Annotated in this window: 13 protein-coding genes and 1 tRNA gene; 5 read left to right on the top strand and 9 right to left on the bottom strand. The window is 54.3% G+C overall.

Going from position 1 to position 18,747, the window contains the following annotated elements:
- Positions 1-3: 3 nt before the first annotated feature.
- Genes pgaD through pgaA form a run of 4 tightly spaced genes read right to left on the bottom strand, consistent with a single transcriptional unit; the run spans position 4 to position 6,143 of the window.
- Entirely contained in the window at positions 4-438 is a 435-nt protein-coding gene (gene pgaD / locus ACOTYH_RS11555; protein WP_032655018.1) for a poly-beta-1,6-N-acetyl-D-glucosamine biosynthesis protein PgaD, read from the bottom strand.
- Positions 435-1,766 (bottom strand): poly-beta-1,6-N-acetyl-D-glucosamine synthase, encoded by a 1,332-nt coding sequence (gene pgaC, locus ACOTYH_RS11550; RefSeq protein WP_015571860.1) that lies wholly within the window; start codon positions 1,764-1,766, stop codon positions 435-437. Before pgaC ends, pgaD begins: the two co-directional genes overlap by 4 nt.
- Positions 1,759-3,696, bottom strand: coding sequence for a poly-beta-1,6-N-acetyl-D-glucosamine N-deacetylase PgaB (gene pgaB / locus ACOTYH_RS11545; RefSeq protein WP_421637750.1), 1,938 nt, complete (start codon positions 3,694-3,696; stop codon positions 1,759-1,761). The genes pgaC and pgaB overlap by 8 nt, the downstream gene beginning before the upstream one ends.
- Positions 3,697-3,704: 8 nt before the next feature.
- Entirely contained in the window at positions 3,705-6,143 is a 2,439-nt protein-coding gene (gene pgaA, locus ACOTYH_RS11540) for a poly-beta-1,6 N-acetyl-D-glucosamine export porin PgaA (RefSeq protein WP_421637749.1), read from the bottom strand.
- A gap of 668 nt (positions 6,144-6,811) precedes the next feature.
- On the opposite strand from pgaA, the gene ACOTYH_RS11535 reads away from it, so the two are divergent.
- Positions 6,812-7,339, top strand: coding sequence for a helix-turn-helix transcriptional regulator (locus tag ACOTYH_RS11535; RefSeq protein ID WP_045324834.1), 528 nt, complete (start codon positions 6,812-6,814; stop codon positions 7,337-7,339).
- Between the two features lie 61 nt (positions 7,340-7,400).
- Here the strand turns inward: ACOTYH_RS11535 and ACOTYH_RS11530 are convergent, their stop codons facing one another.
- Positions 7,401-10,433, bottom strand: a complete 3,033-nt coding sequence (locus tag ACOTYH_RS11530) for an autotransporter outer membrane beta-barrel domain-containing protein (RefSeq protein ID WP_421637748.1) — start codon at positions 10,431-10,433, stop codon at positions 7,401-7,403.
- 116 nt (positions 10,434-10,549) lie between these two features.
- The gene (locus ACOTYH_RS11525) at positions 10,550-10,864 is read right to left on the bottom strand and encodes a lipoprotein (protein WP_017382737.1); all 315 of its coding nucleotides are present in this window, start codon (positions 10,862-10,864) and stop codon (positions 10,550-10,552) included.
- A gap of 175 nt (positions 10,865-11,039) precedes the next feature.
- Between ACOTYH_RS11525 and ACOTYH_RS11520 the strand changes: the two genes are divergently transcribed.
- From ACOTYH_RS11520 to ACOTYH_RS11510, 3 genes are all read left to right on the top strand, one after another.
- The gene (locus tag ACOTYH_RS11520; RefSeq protein ID WP_017692678.1) at positions 11,040-11,672 is read left to right on the top strand and encodes a response regulator transcription factor; all 633 of its coding nucleotides are present in this window, start codon (positions 11,040-11,042) and stop codon (positions 11,670-11,672) included.
- Positions 11,669-13,456 (top strand): hybrid sensor histidine kinase/response regulator, encoded by a 1,788-nt coding sequence (locus tag ACOTYH_RS11515; RefSeq protein WP_086626176.1) that lies wholly within the window; start codon positions 11,669-11,671, stop codon positions 13,454-13,456. Before ACOTYH_RS11520 ends, ACOTYH_RS11515 begins: the two co-directional genes overlap by 4 nt.
- Before the next feature lie 402 nt (positions 13,457-13,858).
- Positions 13,859-14,185, top strand: a complete 327-nt coding sequence (locus ACOTYH_RS11510) for a hypothetical protein (RefSeq protein WP_058689580.1) — start codon at positions 13,859-13,861, stop codon at positions 14,183-14,185.
- Here ACOTYH_RS11510 and ACOTYH_RS11505 read toward each other — a convergent pair.
- The 3 genes from ACOTYH_RS11505 to ACOTYH_RS11495 form a co-directional block, all read right to left on the bottom strand.
- Positions 14,163-14,981, bottom strand: a complete 819-nt coding sequence (locus tag ACOTYH_RS11505; RefSeq protein WP_421637747.1) for a DUF4225 domain-containing protein — start codon at positions 14,979-14,981, stop codon at positions 14,163-14,165. The two genes, ACOTYH_RS11510 and ACOTYH_RS11505, sit on opposite strands and share 23 nt — an antisense overlap.
- A gap of 521 nt (positions 14,982-15,502) precedes the next feature.
- A tRNA-Phe gene (locus ACOTYH_RS11500) sits at positions 15,503-15,578 on the bottom strand.
- Positions 15,579-15,673: 95 nt separating this feature from the next.
- Entirely contained in the window at positions 15,674-16,387 is a 714-nt protein-coding gene (locus ACOTYH_RS11495; protein WP_017692680.1) for a DUF554 domain-containing protein, read from the bottom strand.
- Positions 16,388-16,568: 181 nt separating this feature from the next.
- Here ACOTYH_RS11495 and ACOTYH_RS11490 point away from each other — a divergent pair, with 181 nt between their 5' ends.
- Positions 16,569-18,707, top strand: coding sequence for an ornithine decarboxylase (locus ACOTYH_RS11490; RefSeq protein WP_058689666.1), 2,139 nt, complete (start codon positions 16,569-16,571; stop codon positions 18,705-18,707).
- Positions 18,708-18,747 lie beyond the last annotated feature (40 nt).

Below are 18,747 nucleotides of genomic sequence, written 5' to 3'. Positions count from 1 at the left end.
TCATTACTGCTCTTCCTCTTCCTGCTGCTCGCTGATCTTCAAATCAATGATCCGGCCAATCTGGTCATGGTAAACCGTCAGCAGGTTGTACTGGCTCATCTCGGACATAATTTGCGGCGTGACGTTAAAACTTTGGGCAAGCTCGTCATGGCGCAACATTTCCGGATGACGCCGCCTCACATGCGCGCGGCGGCGATTGTACTGATACCACAGGATCAGCAGCCAGCCGTTGAACGCCGCAATCAGCAGATAGACCAGCACCGTATTAAAAGAGGCGATAATCACGCTCCAGCGGTGATCGCCCTCCTCGGTTAACTGCATCCACAGCCTGGCGTAAAGGAAAAACAGGAATCCTCCCCAGGCTATCAGCGTTAATGCGGCATCGAAAAGACGCGGTGCCAGCCGCTGTTCAGTCAAAATTAACGTATTCTCGTTCATTGAATGCTCCCTTTACCCCGGTCCGGACTGATCCAGCGCGCGCGGGCGCGTTTACGTTTAAGCATGACTTTCGGAAATGCCACGAGGGTGGTAAACAGGCCAATCATCCAGTACACCATCGGGAACCAGATTACCCAGAACAGCGAGCCTGCCACTTTCCGCTCGTAGCGCCGCTCGATATACAAACTGACGAGGAATTGCAGCAGGCACATCACACCCAGCAGCAGCCCGGTAAACGCCGGGGGAAACAGGCTCGCAACGGCCAGGTTCGCGGGAAGAGGGATAATATGGCTGAGAATGAACAACACCACGGTTGCCCCATAGGCAAACGCCCACAGCGTTGATAGCGCGTACTCAAGAAACAGGGGCCACATGCGATGATGCTCCCAGCGGGCCATCTTGCGCAGGTTAACCAGAAACACCTCTGCCCCCCCCTGCGCCCAGCGCAGACGCTGTTTCCACAGCCCCTTTAGCGTCTCCGGCATCAGGATCCAGCACAGTGCCCGCGGCTCGAAAAAGATATCCCAGTGGCGAAGCTGAAGCTTCCAGCTTATGTCGATATCCTCTGTGATCATGTCCGGGCTCCAGTACCCGACATCCGCCAGCGCCTGTCGGCGAAAGGCGGCGATGACGCCGGAGACGGTAAAGACCCGGCCATAGATCCGCTGCGTTCGCTTGATAAGGCCAATAATGGAAGAAAACTCGCCCACCTGAATGCGGCCAATCAGCGTTGAGCGCGTGCGAATACGCGGATTCCCGGTGACGGCCCCAACGTGGGGATACTGAATCAGCGGTGCCACCAGATACGCCGCGGTGTCGCGGTCGAGCAGGGCGTCGCCGTCAATGCAGACCAGCAAATCGCCCCGGGCCGCCGCAGCGCCGGCCTTGAGCGCCACGGCTTTCCCCTGGTTCTCCGCGAGATTAATCACCCGCAGGCGCGGTTGCTCTCGCGCCAGCTGTTGCAGTACCTCCGCCGTGTTATCAGAAGAACCGTCATTGATGGCGATAACTTCCACATTCCAGTACCGCTGACCCAGCGCGGCGCTAATGGTCTCCCGTGCGTTGCGTTCCTCATTGAAGCAGGGAATAAGAATCGAGATTAACGGCTCACCGGCTAAGGCGGGGGCGGGTGTTGCGTTATCCCACGACCAGTGCCGTTCAAGCTGAAACCAGAAATAGAGGCCGCCGGTTACCCAGAGCACGGACATAAAAAGCGGCCAGAAAAAGACAAAGTCCAGAATCAGTTCGCCGGTAAACAGCGCGGCTACGCCTAACGGCAACCCGAATACCAGACACAAAATAGAGAAGGCGATAATGCGATCAGTCATTGTCAGGATACCAGTACGAAGAAAATTCAGGTCTGATACTTGAAATATCAGGTTGGTTGTTGAGGAAGTCGTCGGGGTAATAACCGTAATTTTTGATGCCGTTCAGCTGGAGCACCCGCATCCACTCCATCAGACGTTCATCGGCTACGGCACGCTGCGGTTTCTGTGCCCAGTCCCTGGCCTGTAGCTCAAAAATCGTTTTATTCAGCGCGCCGGGGCGTGCGGCGACGGCTTTGACTAAACGCGTCAGCCAGGCATTGCTCTCTTCTGCCGGGACGGACTCCATCAGCGGCATTGCCATCGGCACCGTCCAGTCGTAGGCCGCCAGAAAATCATCGAGATTTTGCGCAAACCATGCCTCGCTTTCCGGCTCGAGAATGGGCAACGCGAACATGTTCCGCGCGGTTTTGATCTGCGGGCCACGGATGTTTTTCACCGCCTGGCTCAGGGTGCGTGTAAAGCCGATAAGTCGCTGACTCTTCTGTCGGGTCGTGTCCTGTCCTGCATCGTCAACGTCCGTCAGCACCGCGTCGTCATGAAATAAGATGCCATTGAAGCTGGCATAGCGGGCCAGATCTTCATAGATCTCCGTCACCTGCTGGCGAACCTGCGGACTCCAGGGGGAGAGCCTGATATAGGGCTCGGCGGCCACGGTCAACTCTCCCGTTTGACGATCCCGGCGCTGCACGCGCGGCAAGGCTGGACTGAGATCGAAAGAGAGAACCGGCATCCACGCGAAGACTTTCACTCCCGCGCGGGTTTGTAGCTGCCAGGCGACAAAATTAAAGAGATCGGCCCGGACCGGGAGCCGACGGTTGGGGAAATAGAGCGCATCGATCCTGCCGTCGCCCCGCGGATCCGAAAACGCCTGGAGAAACACATGGCTGATTTTCATGTCGTAGACCCGCTGGACGAGTTTGTTGATGTTTTTCGTCTGCTGGGCCGGATCGGGATCGTAGACGTAATCGAGATCGACATGCATGACGCGCACCGGGTCAAACTCCTGAACGCGGCTAACCGTGTTGGCAAAGGTTTTTATCGACGGATTTCCGGCGATCAGCAGGCGCGGGATGTTGCCGAGGTCGCGCACGTTTCCCAGCCCGTCCTCCAGGGTAAAGGCCAACTGATAGCCCTGTTTTTGGGCGATAGCGAGCGACGTACCGTTGGCAGCCCCATAGGGCCACACCCAGGCACGCGGCGCTTTTCCCGTCACCTGGGTGATTTTATCGGTGACTTTCCGTACGTCTGCGGCGATCCGCTGGTTGAAGTGTTCATCGGTTTCGTAATGCCCCGTCGCGTTATCGAAAAAACGGTTGGCGATGGCGGGTTCACGGCTTCCCTGCGGGTTGGCCGGAATGCCGTAATGCGAGGCCCAGGTATGCGAGCCAATCTCAATCAGCGGGGACTGGCTGAGCTCGCGAACCATATCCCAGGTGGCAAAGCGATCGCGGGGCGTCATCAGACCGCCGAAGTTAACTTTTTGATTTGCCGGCGTATCCACCCAACTGCCCACCGGCGCCCACAGCGCAGGAACGTTCCAGGCCTGAAGCAGAGGCCAGACCCGGGTGTAAAAGCTGCTGTAGCCGTCGTCAAAGCTGAGCAAAACGGCTTTCGGCGGCAGCGCTTTTTTCCCTTCATGCGCATCCAGAATGTCCTGCACGCTGATGGCGTGATAGCCGTTGTGCAAAAGCCAGCTTATCTGCTCGTTTAACGCGCTGGTGCGAACGGAGAGGTAGCGCTGATCGGCGGCATCATCTTCAACGTCGTGGTAGGCCAGGACCAGAAACTGATTCTCCGGCCAGGGTTTGCTGGCCTCCAGCTGCGGCCTCTTTTCAGGGGCCATAAAGGAGAGCGGCTGCGCGCAGAGGCTCGCGCTGAGGCAGAGCCAGCCGATGACGATCAGGCTTACAGAAAAACGTGTGTTCAGCATATTCATCCTTAAAAGCGTAAAGTCGCATCTAACGTGACGGAGAGATTGCTCTCGCGTTTGCCGTCGTAAGGGCGCTTATCCCAGTTCAGCATCACGCCAGTATCGACAACGTTGTTCCACTGGATGCGTTGCCCGTAACCCAGCAGGGTAACGGCACCCGCGGACTGATTTTTCTGCCAGTAGCTACCCCCTCCTGCCACGAACTGCTGGCTCCAGAGGGTGTCGTAGTGGCGGTACATCTCATGGTCAACGGACAGGGCAGCCGTCACGGACAGATCCCGTGCCGGGTTGTAATAGAGCGTATTCCGCAGGCTGTTTTTACTGGCGGCGATCCCCGGTTCGAGATCCAGCGTCAGGGTCGGGGTCTGCCAGAGACGCTCTTTCCCGGAGAGGGTGTATTCCTGACGGCGGTTGTGGTCTGAGAAGCGGCTGACGGCGGCGTTGAACTGGTATTCACGTCGCTCGTTTTGATACCAGCGCACCCCACCTTCACCCCGGTTGGCGCTGATCCCATTGCGTAATGCCCGTAAGGGTGTGGCGCGTGACAAGCGTTCGAGGTTACCGCTGACCTGCCAGTTATCACTCAGGCTGTAGGTTGTTGAGAGCCGTGCGCCCGGCCTGTTTGTACCGTGATAGCGGTTGCTGGAGAGCTCGGCTTCGAGCGTGAGGTCACGGGGGCGCCACTCAACGCCGCCCAGCAGGTGGCGGCTGATGCCTTTACCTTCGTCGAAATTCCCCTGGGCATAGCGGGCGCCGGCAAACAGCCGCCAGTTATCCGCCACGGGCGGGCCATAGAGCGTGGCGTCCCAGTTCATGTCGTGGCTACCGCTGACGGGGTTATCTGAGTGCAATCCTTTACCCGCGTTCAGACGCAGCTCAGACATATGGTGGACCGCTCTGAGTCTGTCCAGGCGACGGGCGCTGCGATCGGCGGGGGCGCGAGCAATTACGTCATCAGCCAGTAAATCCATCTGGCGCCACTCCTGAAGGTCCATTGCGACGTAAGCCTGCTGTTTTTCAAGCTCCAGATTCGCGGGTTCAAGCGCCTCTGCTCGTTTAAGCTTTTGCTCGGCCGCGCGCGGCAGGCCTCTGGCCTGAAGCAGGGCGGCATAATCAATCTGTAACCCCTGATTTCCCGGCGCCGTTGATGCCAGACGATACGACAGCTTTTCGGCCTCCGGCAGGGCGTTGGTCGCCAGCAAATAGTTAAGTTTGAGAGACTGTCCGGTGAGCCACCGATCGTTCGGCTGAGCGGTCGGGGATCCGAAATCGTAGCGGGTCCAGGGAACGCTGCGGGTCTCGCGCTCAACGTAGCGGCGGGCGGTCTGATACTGCCCCGTATCCAGCCAGGCGTAGAAAAGCGCATGCTCCTCATCCTGCGGATCGGAGGCGTAGTGTGGATAGCGTTGCACAAGCGAGAAGGCGGCGACGGTGTTTTTCTCCTGCAAATATGCCGAGATCACCCAGCCGATGGCCCAGTCCGGTACCGGATGCTGTGCGGCCGTCAGCGCCTCATATTCGCTAATGACGTGCCGGTAATTACCCTGCGCATACAGGGCGCCAAGCCGATCGATACGGGCAAGGACGACGTCTTCAGCCGCCTGCGGTTCGTTTTGCCAGCGGGAAAGCAGGGTGTGATAGCGATCTAACGCGTTTTGTGCCAGCCGCAGGCGCTCTTTCTCCGTTCTGCCAGGCACATCCGCCAGGCGTACCCTTTCAGCCGCGGCGTTACGCTCAAGGCGGCGGCGCTCCGCGGGAGACATCGCCGCGCTTTGCGACAGCCAGAGTGCAGGCGTGCTTACCCGGTTTTCCGTTAACGCATCGATCGTCTCGCGAAGAAGGGCATTATTCCCGGGAGCGGCGTTCAGTGCGCGCATGTCCGCCAGCAGCCGGTCCCCGTTTTTTCCCTGGCGCATCCAGACATAGGAGAGCGTCTCAAGGTGCGCGGGAGAAGGATCGTCCTTAACCAGCTGCCGGGCTTCCGAAAGCGCGAGGCGATCTCCGCGGGCATCGGCCAGGGTCTTAACATAGCCGATGCGGTAATCGTCGTTATCTGGCGCAAGGCTGAGCGCCTCTTTCCACAGCGATAAGGCGGATGGCCAGGCTTTTTGGTTTCTTCTGGATTGGGCGACGGCAGCGATGGCGCGAGCGGGCAGCGGCATATAAATACCATAACGCTGCCAGACCCGGATAACCTCATCATCGCGTCCTGCCCAGGAGGCTACCTGTAACCAGTCCGCAACCTGTCCGGGTGTTAAAGCATGCTGTTGCTCATAGCGCTGTAGGTAATCAAGAAACAGAGCGTAATTACCGTTACGTGCCTGTTGTATCTGATGCTCATAAACGGATTCATCAGCCTGAACCAGAACAGGAAAGAGTAAAAGCAGGAGCAATAATATTGTGGTGCGATAAAAGAATAACGTAGTGAAGCTAAGCGATCTTTCCATATCTATTTGCCATTTGTTTATCGTGAATCCATTGCATAACACGGCCGCCTTTTAACTCTGTGTTAAAGGGCATAAAGGAGAACATTAAATCTGAATGATGCTACGTTATGGGGTACTTACTTAAAGGTAATTATGAGCCCTCATCTCAGTGGTCTGATTGGGCTTAATGTACACCCGATATGTTGGGGGATAAATAAGTTGAAAAGCGGCTGGGAGGTTTTGAGATAATTCTGGAAGAAGTAAGTTTTTTAGATAATTCAGTGCAGGATTGTTCTTTTTAACTGATTGATGTTAAATGTTTTTTCTTTTGCTGCTTCCTGTTTTTTTATATTAGAAATGAAGTTCTGCTGAGTTAATTAAAGTACTTTCTGGTGCATGTTTGGGAAGTTTCATGACAAAAATTCTTAATGTTCAGAGAAGTGACTTTTCTGAAATTCTTTTTTATTTATAATTAACGCCAGGCATTGAGTGATAGTCTACAAAAAGTCTAGCTCACCAATGTCATATTGAGGGATGATCAAAGCCAGAAAACATTTGCCGTTAATGTAAAACGCTATAAACGAAAGCGTTCTTGTTTCTTAAGAGGCGGGCTTGCTTTAATCTAAAAGGGATGGTTAGTGGCGACTTCAATAGTGTTAGTGACTCAGGATTGTTTCCTTGTCAGGGGGATGCGGCTATTTTTCCCGGATATAATTTGCCTCAGTTCGATAGACAGAAACATATTTGATACCGACGCAAATGAATATACTGTACTGATTGATAGCCGTACGCCGCTCCGTTTATATGATTACCTGATACGCCATCCGGCCAGAACGAGAAAAACGATCTGCTGCGTTATGCTGGATATGCGTCCTCGAGAGGAGGATCTTCTCAGTATGAAGCTGTTTATGAACACGTCGCTTACGGCTCCGGATATGGCGTCGTTATTCAATCTGGTGCTTGATATGAAAGGCAGGCGTCTGACAACCAAATGGCTGCTTAACTTACGGCTGAGTCGACACGAAGCGATAATGATCAGGTTGCTGAAGGCAGGGAGGTCAATGGAAGAGATTGCAGATAAGCTGAATATGTCGGTTAAAAGCCTCTATCGCAAGCGAACGGTGCTGTCGGAGCGGTTAGGAGCAGGTAACTTCAACGAGGCGTGTTTGTTTATCTTTAAAAACAAACTGCTGGACGTGGTTGGGAACGATCCCTAGCTTCGTCAGAAGCCAAAAGCAGAAACCCGCCACGAGGGCGGGTTCTTTTAATGGAAATAATTCAGAACGACCAGCGCAGATTGGCGTTAACAGAGTTGACGCGGGTATCCGCACCATATTGTCCCTGGTAACCCACATCCAGCGTCGCAGCACGCGACAGCTGTACGCTCACGCCGATATCACCGACAATCACATCCTCATCCACGGCCTGTCCCTGAGTAATGAACGCGTCGCTGCCCGCAAACGCCATGCGCGAAGAGGTATTCTTATCGCCATAGGCGTGCTGCCAGCCCAACGAACCGTAGAGGTTAACGTGCTTCGGCAACTCGGTCACACCGCGCAACCCGAGTGTCGTATAGAAGGTGTTCATCGTTTCGTTACGGACGCTCAGCGCAGCGGCACCGCCGTCTTCCCTGAAGCTGTCGGTATGCAGCCGGATGTACGATAAATTGACGAACGGCTCAATATTCCTGTCTGGCTGGCCGAAACGGTAGCCCGCTTCGGTGAACGCCAGCAGGGAGTTCGCGTCGTAATCTGACTTCAGCCGATCCGAGAAGCCGCTGAAATCAACATTGCGCTCGCCTTCGATCTTGTGCCAGGTGTAACCCAGCGCGCCGCGAAGGGAGAACGCATCCTGTTGACCCGCCGCATACAGACCAAGGTGATAGTTGTCGGTATCCGTTGAGGAGCGACGGCTGTCGACGTCATAATCACCCCGGCTGTAGCCGAAGTAGCCGCCGACACGCACGTTATGGTCCGCCAGTTTGCGATCTGCCCCCAGCAGGAAGCCGGTGGTGTTGCCGTCCAGCTTGCCCACGTTACCGTCGCCGCTGTTTCGGCTCCAGGAGCTGAAGGTCTGGCCCCAGACGCCATTGTTTTGCGGCTCCGGCTGCTGCACCAGCGACATGGCTAACGGTGGTATCGGCAGGCTGTCGTTATCAAACGCGCGCTGCATCCGCTGGTTTAACACGTTAAACACCTGCGTGCTGCCAGCGATCAGGTTGGACTGCATTGACGGATAAACTTCACCAGAAAGCTGGTTGAACGCCTCGCGCGCTTCCGGTGCGCTTAGCAGAAGCAGCGAGTTATACAGCGCCAGCGACGGGCCGCTTTGCGTCAGCGTGGAGAGCGCGCCAGCGGTATTCCACTGGTTGCTGCTTTGGGCCACGGTCTGGAAAATGCCCGGCTTGCCGCTGCCCGGGTTTTCACCTCCGGGGTTTTCACCACCAGGATTCTCACCGCCAGGATTTTCTCCTCCTGGGTTTTCACCGCCAGGATTCTCACCGCCAGGGTTTTCGCCTCCGGGGTTTTCTCCTCCAGGATTCTCGCCACCGGTCTCTTTCTGCGCGATGGTCAGATCGACGGCGTTGGTGCTTTGCTTAAGCGCCACGTCGAGGAAGGCGGATTTGGAGATCGCTCCGGCGAACTCACCGTCGATTCCCCCGTCGGAGGTCAAAATGCGGTAGCTTTGGCCCGTTTTATAGCTGGTTTGCGGATCCAGCGCGGTGACCTGTACCTTAGCCTGATTGCTGATGGTGGTTTTGCCCGATACCAGTAGCTGGTCGCTGGGGCCATCTCCTGCGATATCCACGTCATAGAAGGATTCGCCGATAAAGTTCAGATAGCGTTTCAGCGTCAACGTACCGATATTGCCGTCGCCGGGCGAGATATGTCCGCCGGACAGGATCTCGGTCTGGCCCAGCGTCCCGTTGCCGCCCAGCGTGCCGCCGGACTTGATTGACGCGGCACTGCTGTAACCCACCCCGTTGCTGACGTCTGAACCCGCCGTCGCGTTGAGGATCAGCGTACCGCCGTTCTCCGCGCTAAGGGTCTGGACGTCAAAGATATCGTCTTCTGGCTGGGTATTAATATTGCTGGCAATGATGACTTTACCGCCCCGCGCGGTTACGTTCGCCTTGAGTGCGGAAAGATCGCCGTTCAGCGTCGTCTGCCCGGAGGTATTGATCACATCACCTTCACCGCTCATCGTGTTGCTGAAGAGGTAATTTCCGTCGGTATGGTTGAAGTAGACATAGCTGCCGAACAGTCCGCCACGCAGGCTGATTGCCGTCTTCGCATCGAGGGTACCTGCGCCGCCCGCCGTGCCAAGCGTTGGCTCAGTTAAACCCGTGCCGGTGTCCATATTGCCGCGGCTGCCGATAATGAGCGCACCCCGGTTCGAGCCGGAACCCGATGTCCCCACGATTAGCGCATTGCTGCCCGCGGAAAATGAACCTCCGTCAATCACAGACAGCACGCCATTGCCATAATCGCCCACGTTCACGCTGCTGCCGCTGGTAAAGCGCGAGTCCTTGCCCGCAATAACCAGTTCGGCGGTTTTCCCTGCGCCGGAGACGCCCGCCACCTGCACGCCGCCAACGTTAACCACCCCGCCGTTCAGCACGTCCAGGTCGCCATAAAGCGTCAACGTACGGCCAACGTTCCACTGTGACCCGCTCCCCATGACGGTGGCTTTCGGGCTCAGCGTGTCGGTTTCACCCGGTCCGGTACCGTTGCCGATGCGTGCATCGTAAGCGGTATTGAGCGCAGCGCCGTCTCCAATCGCAAGCGTAGAGCGTGCGCCCAGATCGGTGCCTACGCTAAGAAAATTACTGGTCACACGAGAACCGGCACCCGTGGCGATTAGGTGGCTGTCGTAGCCGCGGGTGGTGCCGACAACGATCTCCTTCGCGCTCGCAAGCGCGCCCTCTTCGACTCGCAGGGTGCCGAGGCCAAGATTCAGGTCGCCGCGCAGGACGTACCGATCGTTCACCGCGTTAAGCTCAGCGTCTGGCCCACGGACCGTGACCACGCTTTCATAAATTTGGCCGTCGAACAGCCGACCGATATTGATGTTATAGGCGGTGATTTTGCCATTATCGATCAGCAGGTTTCCGCGTTGGTTACGTCCAACATAAACATCTCCGGTGTAACCCAGCGTTTCGGTAATACGCGACTCGCCATCAAAAAAGGCATCGGCTGCACGCGCGACATCGGCAGGTAAAAAAAGTAACAGCGGCGCGGAAAATAGAGCGAGGTAAAGTCTGGAAAGCGGTGTCTTAACCGCTAAAGAATGTGATGTAGAGTTATTCACGGGCTATCTCCGTACTCATTAGCATGATGTCAGGAACATCGTTTTTATATGAAAACTCAGATACGTCAGATAACGTAAAAGGCGTTATTTCAGTACGCCTTTTAATACGGTGCTAATTATTTATGTGTGACAACTGGTGTACAGGTTGGCGCGCTCAGCGTCGGTGCAGATCCTAAAATTCCCGGCATCATCATCGATGAACAATCGAAAATACGCCCTTTTTCTGTCGTGGCGCGATAAGAGAGTTTTTGTCCTCCCAGTGCGTCCGGCTGGGCGCCATTAACATTGGATACGGTTATTTCATCCGATGAGCCCAGTCCCAGCATTTTAGCGGTCTCCGCCTGTAGGAGTGGAATAGCCTGATCGGTTTTCAACGTGGAACAACCGGCTAGCATCAACGTAACGGTTAAAACGATTAGTGGTTTTTTCATAAATTATCCTTGATATCCAACCAGTTAATTTCACTGATTGTATTTATGTTTTCTTTTACCCAAATCAGCGAATAATATATTTCTCTTTCCTAATCGAAAAAACCCTCCTAAAGTAGGGTGGGTAGATAATAATCCATCTGTACTCTAAGATATGCGAAGGTAAAAGGAGGCTCCTTTGGGACAGAATTATGCGTTAGTCGTTGATGACCATCCATTGGTAGCAAGCGGCATCGCCAATTTTCTGATTACACATTGCCAGTTTAAGCAGGCGTGTGTGGTGACGAATGAGGATGATTGCTACCGCCAAATTAGGGATCATGGCCCGCCACGTTTGCTGGTAATCGATTTTTGGCTCTCTTCCGGAACGGCCCTGAAATTACTCAAAGAAGTAAAGCAACTTTACCCACAGGTACGACTCCTGGTGGTCAGCGGGGATGACAATAATGATATCTGGCGCAAAGTTAATGCCGCCGGGGGACACGGTTTTGTATTGAAAAGCGAGCCACCTGAGATGTTCTCGCGGGCCGTTTTCGCACTCACTGATAATCAGACCTGGTTTCCTGAGGGAAACGAAATTTCCGTTAAGACGAATAATGAGAAGTTAAGTAAATTTAACTTAACGCCGCGACAAATAGACGTGTTAAATATGATTATGCGCGGCCTGCCAAATAAACGCATCGCCGCCCAGCTTTCAATTTCTGAGCCCACGGTCAAAGAACACATCAGCAATATATTGAAAAAGATAGGCGTTAACAGCCGGGTCGAAGCCATCACGCTTCTGCATGGCAAGCAGGAACCGTCGGAATGAGGTTTTTTCAGAGCTTACAAAATGATGGTATCTCTGCTCCGGCGCAGATCCGTTTGCTAAACAACACCTTTCTGCGGCTGGTATTCAGCTTTAGTGCGGTACCCTTTGTTGGTATTCCTTTCGCCATCTGGATTTATATGCTTGGGGATGAACTCGGCCCGACGATTATCTGGATAATTATTTATCTGCTATGTGCCGTGGCGATACGAATATTGCACCGACGCTATCAGCGTGAAGCGAAAGAAAACGGTGAAAGGGACGTTCTGCGACGCTGGCTTCCGCGTATTAATAATATTGCCTTTATTCACGGGCTGGGAATTTCATCTCTCTATTTAATTACGCCACAGACGCAGAATTTTGACTTTTTCCTGTTACTTAATATCAGCATTGCCGCCATCGTCGCCGCCAATGCGACGCATCTGACGCCTGTCATCAGTACCTTTACGCGTTTTTTCTTCGCCTCCTGGGGGGTGCTGAACCTCGGTATTATCTGGCGGCTGGATGAGTTGATGTTCATCGTGCTCATGCTAAATCTGCTTTACGGCTTCGCGATTTACCGCCATGCGTTAACTTCCCATGCGTTCTTTATTCAGCAAGCGCTGCTTGAGGAAAAAAGCTCACGCCTTGCGGAACAGTTTCGTCAGGCCAAAGAGGACGCGGAGCAGGCATTGCTGGATAAAAATCAGTTTCTGACCACCGCCAGTCACGATCTGCGCCAGCCCGTACACGCAATGGGCTTTCTGATCGAAGCCATCCTCCACCGAAACCGGGACGACAGCCTGACGCCGCAACTCCTTGACCTTCAGCAGAGCGTTCGCTCGGTGCATTTAATGCTCAATTCTCTGCTCGATCTGAGCAAAATAGAATCCGGGAATGTCCTCTCTGCCCCGACCAAAGTGGATATCGGTGCTCTGCTCGACTCGGTCATCACGCTGTTTCGTGAAGAGGCCAACAGCCGCGCGCTTAGGCTGTGCATCCGGCGGCCTAAACGCCGTATCGACGTGATGGGCGATCCGCTGCTGGTGCGACAGTCCCTGATTAACCTGATTCAAAACGCCCTTCGCTACACGCTCCAGGGCGGGGTGCTGGTCGCCATCCGACCGCGCGGTGACGAGTGTATGGTGGAGGTGTGGGACACGGGAGTCGGTATTGCCGATGAAGAGAAGGGCAAAATCTTCTCACCTTACTACCGCCCCGAGCTGGCATGGAAGATCGACAGCGCCGGGCACGGGCTGGGACTGGCCGTCGTTGCCCGTTGTGCCAAGCTGATGAAGGTGAAATACGGAATGCAATCCATTGAAGGTAAAGGCTCACGCTTCTGGATGCGCTTTATCCAATATGCTGGCGAAGATAGCGTGCTGGACACCCCGCCCGCCGCTGACAATACCGCCACGCCGGTACGCTATGCGCCTCTGCACGGTTCCTGCCTGGTCGTTGATGACGACCCGCTGGTGACGTCTGCCTGGGAGAGCCTGATGAGCGTCTGGGGAATCGACGTACGCTGTGCGGCCTCGGCTGAAGAAGCGTTTGCCATAATCGACGACGGCTTTACGCCGTTCGCCGTGCTGTGCGACCAGCGCCTGCGATCGGGCGAAAGCGGCTTCGACATCCTGAAAGCGCTTTTTGAACGTCTGCCGGATATGAGCGGCGCGATAGTCAGCGGCGAATTTAATTCTCCGGTTCTGCTGGAGGCGGAGCAGGAAGGGTACCTGGTGCTGCGCAAGCCTCTGGAGCCGGCTAAACTGCATGCGCTGCTGACGCAGTGGTCAGGGTGTCGTGGATAGGGGAATAGATAATAGCAGCATTGCGCTTCACTGTAGGGCCAGATAGTACGCGGTGTCCTGCTGTGATGCCAATGTGTCGGTATGGCTGACGCCGCTGAGGGAGGATTTCGCGGGCCTGATTAATGATTTCATCGTGCATGATTCAGCCTCCTGTGGTGATCTGCATGTTGCTTCTACCGGGCAGGGCGGGAGATGTTGGAAACGGCCCCGAAGGAGTCATTAGAGTTGCTACCAGCGAAGTTCCGCAGTGGGCAATAATGTCAGTTTTCGAGCGTATACTCTAAGATATCTTCAACTCGTTGATATATATAAATTTGACGAATATCGTCAGGTAGCGATTTATCCGCCAAATTAAGTTAAACTTCGTCACAGGTTTCAGTGAGTTATGGGACGGATAACAGAATGACCAGCGAAGAGGCACTTTTAAAATCAGGTTTTAGCAAACGAGATCTTCAAAAGTTAAAAAACAATATTGAAAATTACGGTGGTTCGTTTGATAGCGTAACTCATGATCTGGCCAATCGTTTTAAGGCTATGAAGTGGATAACTATTATTGCCTTCATCATACTGGCTTTAACTCTTTTACTTGCATCCAAGGATACAAGCCTGACACTTGCGCTCACATTATTGATTGTACTACCTTTCATCTGGTATATAACGCCAGCAAAACTTGGCTACAAATCCTGGCGTTATCGTAAAATGCTGACTAATTTTGGGACGGGTCGCTGACGGACAACAGATCAAAAATAATCTTAGCTTTCACGCCATAACCCGCTATTTTCATTGTAAGCTGCGGGCGGCTCAGTGTGCTCACCTTTCGGTAATAGTCAGCAGGGAGATAACGAAACAGTCGCCAGGTACCAGGTCGCCGTAACAAGCAAAAAATGGTGTACGCATTAGCGGCCAGTGAAATTGATTTGTAGACACCTAACCCATTCTCACGACTAAAGCCCATAAACTCAGCTGTAGACATCGCGGCATTCGCGACCAGCCCTTCACTGGTAGTGTTGTTAGTTGCGTAGCGAGCCACTTCTTTACTGATGCTGTTTGTCCCGTCAGTAACCAGAATCGCACCAGCAAGAACCCCGAGAGGGGTCATAGTGCCTATGAGGGTAAATCCTGCGGCTATTTCAGCACCGGCCAGGACAACACTAACAGCCGAGATCACATACCCAACAATTATGTTATTCTCTCGGATAAACTCGACTTTAGCGTAAAGCTTCGCTGCCTTCGTTCTTAATAAACGCGCTTGTTCCAGCAGGTTACTGTTTTCTTCTCTGAGAATTTTAACGCATTCCATGCATTCTTCATCTGATTTAGCCCGACGAGCTAACGTAAACTGATGTTCTATGAGGTCCCGAATTTCCTGAACAAACTTCATTCGAGTCAAACTATCGCTGAGATGAAAAGCCGACAGAGTGTTGGCTGTATTTACCAGTTTCCTGGCTTCCATATTCACCATAGTTTCCGCCCAGGCTTTATTTCTTCCATCTGAACGCATCATGTTAAGTAATGCTGCATCCATTGTAGTTCCTCTCAATTGCTTTATCGGCCTCTGCTTAGACTGATAAATGCCCCCATGACAGCCATGCGTGCCAACGCACACACAATATAGTAGCAATGTGGTTACGGTGTCTGAAGTAGAAGTCGCTTTTTACAGCTTCGTTCCTCGGCCTACTTTACTGCGGTTAGCCAGGGCCTGTTCCAGCAGTGTACGGAACGCCGAAAGGTCACTTTTCAGGATGTCCCGGATGGATTTACCACCGATGAATCTAATAAAACAGTTAGCCGATGGGGGGTAATCACGGATACGTGATGCCGCTCTGTCGGGCTCTGTCCAATTGATATGTGCATTTGTAATGCTCAAATAGATCGGTGAAGGTCAGGTTTTTCTGCTTCTGTGTGGCGGTAAAGGCGGTAAACAACGCCAGTTGTACCACCGGGAAGCGGGGCCGGAGGAGAGATAAGGGCGGTAACTACTGTTCAAACAACGAGTTGCTGACTCAGAAAGCAAAAACCCCCGCCGAAGCGAGGGTTATAAATAAGTGGTGCCCGGACTCGGAATCGAACCAAGGACACGGGGATTTTCAATCCCCTGCTCTACCGACTGAGCTATCCGGGCAACGGGGCGCATTAAACCCGATCCTCCCTCCGGCGTCAACGAAATTTGTTGCTTTCGGTGCAGACTGCACACTCTCTCACCATTTCGTCGCAAACTTAAGCGAAAAAGCGCGTCCAGAGCGCGGAAAGCGGCATCGCGAGCAGCAGGGCAGGGAGCATGTTCACCACTGCAAACATCTTAATGCCACAGATGCGCAGCCCTGTCGCCAGCAGCAACAGGCCGCCGACGGCGGTAAAGTCTGCCATCATCGCTGGCGTTGTCAGCGGCAGGATCAGCGTGGCGCAGGTGGCCAGCGCCAGCTGAATAAGCAACATCGGCACACAAATCGCGGCGACGGCGATGCCGAGGGTGGTGGCAAAAATGGTGGCAGTAAAGAAATCCAGAAACGCTTTCGCAATCAATATGCTGGGATCGCCGGTCATCCCTTCCTGCATCGAACCGAATATCCCCGTGCCGCTGGCGCAGAACAGAATAATGATCGCAACGTAGTTCTGAATAAACGACTCGTGCGTGCCGTGCTTTGCCTTGCCCGGTCGGGCAATCAGATTTTTGGCTTTGCCTACCGCGTGATTAATACCTTTTTCCAGATAGCAAAACTCGCCGATGAGCGCGCCGAGCAGCGTCGCCAGTACCATCACCGGCAGGTTGGCGCATTTCACCACTAAAAGGATACCAATCCCTAACGACGCCAGGCCAAAAATAGAAGGCATGGAGACGCGAATACGCTCCGGCAGGCGCTGACTTAATACTGCCCCAAGTACACCGCCCAGCAATACGGCTCCCGCATTGATAAAGGGTCCAATTACCACGTTTAACTCCTGTTATTTAAGCACTGGCATTGCATGATTATGGCACGTTCGTCCCAGATTACGCTTAGCTTTGGGAGGCGTAACGCATACTGATTCCTTCTTGCACCTGAAAATAAAAGGTGACATGATTGCGCGAATTTTCTCCTTCCTGTCTCACCGTTCGGTGAGGGTATTTGCGCCTATGAAAACCATGAAAATTGCCGTCAGCCGTGAGCTGGTATCCAAAGTTTCTACGCATCGCGAAAAAGTTATGCTGGATAACACCGATTTCACCGATGTGGCGGCAGTTGTCATTACGGTTGTTGAAAGCTACAGCGGCATTCTCGCATTGCTGAAGCGTACGGGCTTTCAGCTACCGGTATTTTTGTTCTCAACAGAGCCAGGAGAGGTGCCAGAGGGTGTCACGGCGATCATCTCGGGTAAAGCACAGGAATTGCTGGAACTGGAATCTGCCGCCTGCCGGTATGAAGAGAACCTGCTGCCACCCTTTTTTGACACCCTGAGCCAGTATGTGGCGATGGGAAACAGCACCTTTGCCTGTCCGGGTCACCAGCACGGTGCCTTTTTCAAAAAACACCCGGCGGGGCGGCAGTTCTATGATTTCTTCGGTGAGAACGTTTTTCGCGCCGACATGTGCAACGCCGACGTTAAGCTGGGCGATCTGCTGATCCACGAAGGCTCCGCCAAGCACGCGCAAAAGTTCGCGGCGAAAGTATTCAACGCGGACAAAACCTACTTCGTGCTGAACGGCACGTCGGCGGCCAACAAGGTGGTGACCAACGCGCTGCTGACCCGTGGCGACCTGGTACTGTTCGACCGCAACAACCATAAGTCCAACCATCATGGGGCGCTGATCCAGGCCGGGGCAACGCCTGTCTATCTTGAGGCAGCCCGTAATCCGTTTGGTTTTATCGGCGGGATTGATGAGCACTGCTTTGATGAGGCCTGGCTGCGGGAACTGATCCGTGACGTCGCGCCGCAGAAAGCCGCCGAGGCGCGCCCGTTCCGTCTGGCGATCATTCAGCTCGGCACCTACGATGGCACGATCTACAACGCCCGTCAGGTGATCGACAAGATCGGTCACCTTTGCGACTACATCCTCTTTGACTCCGCCTGGGTCGGCTACGAGCAATTTATCCCGATGATGGCGGAAACGTCTCCGCTTCTGCTGGAACTGAACGAGAACGATCCGGGAATTTTCGTGACCCAGTCGGTCCACAAGCAGCAGGCTGGGTTCTCGCAAACGTCGCAGATCCATAAAAAGGATAACCATATTCGCGGTCAGTCGCGCTTCTGCCCGCACAAGCGGTTGAACAATGCGTTCATGCTGCATGCCTCCACCAGCCCGTTTTACCCGCTGTTTGCTGCGCTGGACGTGAACGCCAAGATCCACGAGGGCGAGAGCGGACGCAGGCTGTGGGCGGAGTGCGTCGAGCTGGGCATTGAAGCACGCAAGGCCATCATCGCCAACTGCAATATGATCAAACCGTTTATCCCGCCGGTGGTGGCGGGGCGGCCATGGCAGGATCACCCCACACAGGCTATCGCCAGCGAGCGTCGCTTCTTTAGTTTTGAACCGGGTGCAAAATGGCACGGTTTTGAAGGCTACGCCCGCGAGCAGTATTTCGTCGATCCGTGCAAGCTGCTGCTGACCACGCCGGGCATTGATGCTGAAACAGGTCACTATACCGATTTCGGCATTCCTGCGACCATTCTCGCCCACTACCTGCGCGAGAACGGCATTGTGCCGGAGAAGTGCGATCTCAACTCCATCCTGTTCCTGCTGACGCCAGCCGAGAGCGCGGAGAAGCTAATGCAGCTGGTGGCAATGCTGGGGCAGTTTGAACAGCATATTGAAGACGACACACCGCTCGCGGATGTGCTTCCGACCATCTGTCAGAAATACCCGGTGCGTTACCGCGACTACACGATCCGTCAGCTGTGCCAGGAGATGCACGATCTCTACGTCAGCTTTAACGTGAAGGATTTACAGAAGGCGATGTTCCGTCAGGAGAGTCTGCCTGCCGTGGTGATGAACCCGCAGGATGCCAACCAGGAGTACATTCGCGGGAACGTCGAACTGGTGCGTATTCGTGACGCCGAAGGACGCATTGCCGCCGAAGGTGCGCTGCCATACCCGCCGGGCGTGCTGTGTGTGGTGCCCGGGGAAGTCTGGGGTGGAGCAGTACAGCGCTATTTCCTGGCGCTGGAAGAGGGCATTAATATGCTGCCGGGTTTCTCGCCAGAGTTGCAGGGCGTTTACAGCGAGAAAGATGCGGACGGGATTAAGCGGCTGTATGGATACGTATTGAATGTCTGAACGTAGGCCGGGTAAGCGTTAGCGCCACCCGGCGAGTGCC

It is taken from the genome of Enterobacter cloacae complex sp. SHL001, from assembly GCF_049236825.1.
GTDB lineage: Bacteria > Pseudomonadota > Gammaproteobacteria > Enterobacterales > Enterobacteriaceae > Enterobacter > Enterobacter hormaechei_C.
This window is presented reverse-complemented; position numbering and strand designations above follow the sequence as displayed.